Annotated in this window: 2 protein-coding genes; one reads left to right on the top strand and one right to left on the bottom strand. The window is 41.2% G+C overall.

The genetic code is table 11. The features are described 5' to 3' along the window. Positions 1 to 158: 158 nt before the first annotated feature. The gene (locus Q0954_RS33745; protein ID WP_299466431.1) at positions 159 to 1,109 is read right to left on the bottom strand and encodes a D-2-hydroxyacid dehydrogenase; all 951 of its coding nucleotides are present in this window, start codon (positions 1,107 to 1,109) and stop codon (positions 159 to 161) included. A 504-nt stretch (positions 1,110 to 1,613) separates the two neighbouring features. Between Q0954_RS33745 and Q0954_RS33740 the strand changes: the two genes are divergently transcribed. Next, the gene (locus Q0954_RS33740; protein ID WP_299466428.1) at positions 1,614 to 1,988 is read left to right on the top strand and encodes a hypothetical protein; all 375 of its coding nucleotides are present in this window, start codon (positions 1,614 to 1,616) and stop codon (positions 1,986 to 1,988) included. Positions 1,989 to 2,099: the final 111 nt, after the last annotated feature.

Genomic DNA, 2,099 nt, shown 5'->3' with positions numbered 1-2,099 from the left:
TCAAAGTCCCGATTTCTTATCGGGGTTATTGTTGAGGGCTACGCCCGAAATCCCGTTTACGGGGCGATCACGTTCCTTAACATAAAACAAAACCATTGACAATCATTAAGATTACCAATGGTTTATGAGATCACACGAAGGGTGAGTAGCTTCAGGTTTTACTCATTCACTACGTTTTGTGGGGTACCTTCTACAAAGTTTTTGACGTTGGCAAGTGCCTCGTCGATCAACGCCTTGCGTGACTCTACTGCCCCCCATGCCATGTGTGGGGTAAGCAACACATTTTTGGCTTTAAACAAAGGGTGATCGGCTGACGGAGGCTCAGTGGCCAATACATCGAGCCCGGCACCTGCTATTTGTCCATTGTTCAGTGCATCGGCCAGGTCTTGTTCGTTGATAAGCCCCCCTCTGGAGGTGTTAATAAGCAAGGCAGAAGGTTGCATACGGCTAAGCAAGTCTTTGTTTACAAATCCTTGATTGTCTTTGTCGAGAGGCAGGTGCAATGTGACAATGTCGCATTTTTCAAATATTTCTTCCTTTTCGGCATATTGGGCGTATATATTGGTTTTTTTCGAAAGGTTGTTATAAAACATGCGCATGCCAAAAGCCTTGGCCACCTCTGCCACCTTGCGTCCTATTTTACCAAAACCTATGATGCCTAGCCGCATCCCGTTGAGGGTATGAAAGGGGGCTTTCCAATAGCACCAGTCAGGGTTTTGAGCCCACTCGCCACTTTTTACACTCTGGTCGTGCAGGCTTACCCGGTTGATGAGCTCTAGCATGAGCGCAAATGTATGCTGGGCTACTGCTACATCGCCGTACGCCGGAATATTGGTGACTACAATATTGCTTGCCTTGGCGGTTTTCAGGTCAATGAGGTCATACCCGGTAGCCAATACGCCAATGTATTTGAGGTGGGTAAGCTGCAATAGTGTGGCGCTGTCAAATTTCACCTTATTGGTGAGCACAATGTCGGCGCCCTGGCAACGCTCTATTACTTTGTCTTGTGGTGTGCGGGCATATACGGTTACTTCGCCAAAAGCCTCAAAGGGCGCCCAGTCTAAATCTCCCGGATTGAGGGCGTGCCCGTCTACAACTACTATTTTCATTATATATTAAATAGGATAGGTTCTTGAATAAAATAAGCCCCAATTTAAAACTAAATATCAAAAAGAAGGCAATTTAAAATTGGGAATTGTGAGAAGCAGGTACCGAACGGGTAGACGGGGCAATGGGGGACTTTATAACATTTGCAAATATGACAGTGAATTTAGTGCGGTTTTTTCTTCGAATTTCAAAAAAAACAACTAAGCGGCTTGGGTGCGTAGTACTCTACCCACTATTTTTCGCCCTGATTTGTGTCTCCACAAATCAAACCATCCACAAGCCCAAAAAACGACTTATTTTAGAGTTTCGATCGGCTCCGTATAGCGGAATTTATCAATTGGTGAAGACACACAACCGAGGCGAGGACGGTACTTTTAAGGAATGAATATGCCAATTACTAAAAGTTCTATTGATGAAATAATGGTTATAATGTCGAATCAAAATAGCCGATTATTTGAACAGCTAAAAACCGAAATTACTTTTGGGAAATATTAAATTATTTTTTGATGAAAAACATATCATATTCTACTTTAGTAGCCATTCCTTATGCAAATGAACAATCGAGTAAAGGACTGCCAAAGTCTTTTTTACCTCAATATTATTGTGGTAATTATGGTCTTGAAAGTGAAGATGAGCAAAGCATTATAACAACTAATAACGTAGTGTGTGCTCCATTTAAAATCTATTACCTGCCATTAAACACCTTCGTTCTTTTTTATACTAAAAATATTATAGAAAACCCTGACCTTCTTGATGACTTCCCTGATTTATTAAATAGAAACGAGGTATATGTGTTTAGAGTAGATACAGGGAATCTAAGCCTTATTAAATTGAATGATTTGGGCATTTATGTAAATGATAAGATCATAGCTATTCAATAGACTTCTTGCGAAAGTGTTTTAAGCAGCATTTGCGTTTACGAAAGTAGCAATCAGTGTCGCTCTTAGACCAAACCTGCTATGACTACGATAATGGTTTTTCAATAATTTGAA

Source organism: uncultured Microscilla sp. (genome assembly GCF_947493425.1).
Classification (GTDB): Bacteria; Bacteroidota; Bacteroidia; order Cytophagales; family Microscillaceae; genus Microscilla.
The sequence above is the reverse complement of the archived record's forward strand: the minus strand, read 5'-3'. Positions and strand labels throughout refer to the sequence as shown.